The sequence below is a fragment of the Kribbella catacumbae DSM 19601 genome (genome assembly GCF_000372465.1).
Classification (GTDB): Bacteria; Actinomycetota; Actinomycetes; order Propionibacteriales; family Kribbellaceae; genus Kribbella; species Kribbella catacumbae.
In genome coordinates this window covers 1-3076 of the sequence record NZ_AQUZ01000121.1, presented here as the reverse complement: position 1 = coordinate 3076, position 3076 = coordinate 1, and the positions used below count along the sequence as shown (strand labels likewise).

Here is a 3076-nt window from a genome sequence, read left to right as displayed (position 1 = left end):
CCTCCCCCCGAGCCTGCTGCCGATCTCGAAGGCCGCGCACGACCTGGCCGCCGAGATGGTCGCGCAGCTACCGGACGGCGCGGAGCTGTCAGCCGGGCTGCGGAAGCTCCGTGAGGCGAAGGACTGCTTCGTCCTCGCCCGGGTGATCCCGGCATGACGACGGCCACGATCCCCGGCGTCGAGCTGGTGAAGGTCGGCCGGTGGGGCGCATCCACAGGCGTGACCGATGTGACCCGCGAGGACCTGGACTCGATCGTGGCCGCGTACGCCGACCAGCAGATCGACAGGCCGGCCATCAAGATCGGCCACACCGATCAGCGTTTCAACGACGGCGACCAAGCCCCACGGGCAGGCGACGGGGAACCGGCGTACGGCTGGGTCGAGAACGTCCGTCTCAACGCCACTGGCGACGGGATCCTCGGTGACCTGACCGGGATCCCGTCGAAGCTGGCCGAGGTCATCCCGGCCGCGTTCCGGCGGCGCTCGGTAGAGATCGCGTGGGGACTCAAGACCACGGCAGGGAAGACGTACCGTGCCGCGCTGACCGGCCTTGCGCTGCTCGGCATCGCCAAGCCCGCTGTGAAGGGCATGGCCGACGTCCTGGCGCTGTACGCAGAGGGAGACCGCCCCCGCGAAGGTGTCACCGCTGTGGAGCAGGTCGACGGGGTCGACGCGGCCGGGCTGGTCATGCTCGCGGCCGCGCGTGCGGAGGTCGCCAAGTTCGCCGCTGACCACCAGGTGCCGGAGGCAACTCTCACCGGCGCGCTGGATCGGCTCGACCGGCTGTCAGGGATGCGCGACACGGCGACCGTCCCACCCGCCCCCAGTGAACCGTCAGACGGTTCCACCAGCGGAGCCCCGGCTCCCACCACCACACCCAAGGAGGAACCCCGCATGGCGCTCACCGAGGAGCGGGTGCGCGAGCTGCTCAAGCTCGAGAAGGACGCCGACGTGGAGAAGGCCATCGCGGACCTGATCACCGGCAGCATCACCGAGCCTCCGAAGGAGGACGAGGTACCCAAGGATGCCCCCGTGGTTGACGAGCCGCCGAAGGACGCCCCGGTGGCCAGCGAGGGCGCACCGGCCACGGTGACCCTGTCCGCCGGTCAGCTCGCCGCGCTGCAGGCCCAGGCCAAGGCCGGCGATGACGCCGCGAAGGAGCTGGCCCGCCAGCGTCGCGACGGCATCGTCAAGACCGCGCTCAGTGAGGGCCGGATCACCGTCGACGAGTCCAAGACCTGGCGCACCCAGCTGGACACCAACGAGGCCGGCACCGTCTCGCTGCTGTCCTCGCTCGCCGCCGGTCGCGTGCCCACCACCGAGATCGGATCGGACGCCGACGTGTCCGCGTTCGGCGCCGGTGACGGGCCGTCCCAGGAGGCCTGGGCCGAGGCCGCGAAGGACATGTTCGACGTCGACCTGACCGGAGGTAACTGACCCATGGCTGTGAACACCTGCCTGCCGCTGTACGAGCCCGGACGGGACGTCACGGCCAAGGCCTTGACCGCCGTCATCGGCAAGCGCGTCGTCGCGATCGCCGGGAACGGCTCCGTGCCGAACCCGCTGGTTGCTCACGCGGCCGCGGCTGCGAAGGCCTTCGGGGTCGCCGCGTACGACGCCCCTGCAGGCGATGAGGTCCCGATCATCCGGGGCGGCATCGTCCCGATCAAGGCAGCCGCGGCCATCACCGCGAACGCCGAGGTCGAGGTCGGCGCTGCCGGCCAGGTCATCCCGAAGGCGGCTGGCATCGCGGTCGGCTACGCCATTTTCGACGCCGCCAACGGCGCCGACTGCTTCGTCCACTTCTACAACTGATCCCCCCACGCCTACCCGGCATGCATGCTTGCGAGCTTGCATACGGGCGGCTGGACTGACAGGAGAACCAACCCCATGCCTGGCAACACGTACCCGGGCGCGTTTCCCACCGTCAACGGGGACAAGATCACCGTTGAGCAGTGGATGCGCAACCCGACCATGCTGCGCCGCACGCTCGAAAGCTGGCTGTCGCAGCGCTGGATCGCCGACTTCATCTTCTCGAGCGGGGACGCGCAGGGTGGTGCGGTCATCTACGACCAGCTCACCGCGCAGGACCTCTACCCGGACGGCGAGCCCGGTGACATCGCCCCCGGTGCCGAGTTCCCGAACGTCGACACGTCCGACCCGACGCCGAAGGTGGCGCGGGTTACGAAGCGTGGTCTGCAGACGAAGCTCACCTACGAGCACGTCCGCCGCAACGACCGGGACACCTTCACCCGGAAGCTGACCAAGCTCCGCAACGGGCTGCTGCGCCGCGTCGACACCGTCACTTTCGCGGCGCTGGACGCGGAGCCGCTGATCCAGAACGTCGCGGCCGCGCTGCCTCTGACCAACGCCGGCGCGGACCCGATCAACGACTTCCTCGGAGCGATCCAGAAGGTCGACGAGAACGACCTGGGCTACAAGGTCGACACGGTCATCATCAACCCGCAGGAGTTCTACCGGCTGCTCGGCCGGAAGGACATTCGGGACGCGCTCCCCCGGGAGAACACCGCCATCAACCCGATCCTGTCGCGGCGCATGTCCGGGTTCCTGGAGATCCCGAACTGGATCGTGTCGAACCGGCAGACCGCCGGTAAGGCGCGGGTGCTGCAGGCCAAGGTGGTCGGCTCGCAGCGCGACGAGGTCCCGTTCTACTCGCGGAACATCGACGAGCCGAAGCGGGAGGTCTGGTACATCCAGGCCGCCCGGGTCAACGTCCCGATCGTGACGGACCCGTACGCGATCGTGAACCTGACAGGCCTCGGCTGATGGCCGCGCGGGCGAAGGCCGCAGCTCCTGCTGCTGCGGCGAAGGCAGACGACACGGCGACTGCGGAGGTCATGGCGGCGGTGGCCGCTGGGCTGCAGACCGTGGCAGAGACGGAGGCGCCGGCGGCCGACACCGCCGACGCATCCACCGAACCCCTCACCCCCGAGCTCGGCGACGACACCACCCCCGTCGTCGCCGAGCCGGGCGGAGAGGACGACCAGCCCCAGGGCGATCCGAGACTGGACGCCCTGGCAAAGCTCATCGCTGGCGGGAGCGATGAGGCCTCCGG

At 69.8% G+C, this 3076-nt stretch carries 4 protein-coding genes; all 4 read left to right on the top strand.

The window, feature by feature from the left end; translation table 11 throughout:
- The first annotated feature begins 153 nt into the window (after window positions 1-153).
- A complete protein-coding gene (locus A3ES_RS52105) occupies window positions 154-1437 on the top strand; it encodes a hypothetical protein (RefSeq protein WP_020393453.1) in 1284 nt (427 codons plus the stop codon).
- 3 nt (window positions 1438-1440) lie between these two features.
- On the top strand, window positions 1441-1815 hold the full coding sequence (locus A3ES_RS0145330; RefSeq protein ID WP_020393452.1) for a capsid cement protein: 375 nt from the start codon (window positions 1441-1443) through the stop codon (window positions 1813-1815).
- Between the two features lie 75 nt (window positions 1816-1890).
- Window positions 1891-2787: a major capsid protein gene (locus tag A3ES_RS0145325; protein ID WP_020393451.1), complete on the top strand. Its 897-nt coding sequence runs from the start codon at window positions 1891-1893 to the stop codon at window positions 2785-2787.
- The coding region (locus A3ES_RS0145320; RefSeq protein WP_020393450.1) for a hypothetical protein at window positions 2787-3076 on the top strand (290 nt) is incomplete at its 3' end. The genes A3ES_RS0145325 and A3ES_RS0145320, both read left to right, overlap by 1 nt.

Bases quoted from the DNA above. Each gene is read 5' to 3' on its own strand.
- A3ES_RS0145325 (WP_020393451.1), top strand. From the start codon at position 1,891: ATGCCTGGCAACACGTACCCGGGCGCGTTTCCCACCGTCAACGGGGAC.
- A3ES_RS52105 (WP_020393453.1), top strand. From the start codon at position 154: ATGACGACGGCCACGATCCCCGGCGTCGAGCTGGTGAAGGTCGGCCGG.
- A3ES_RS0145330 (WP_020393452.1), top strand. From the start codon at position 1,441: ATGGCTGTGAACACCTGCCTGCCGCTGTACGAGCCCGGACGGGACGTC.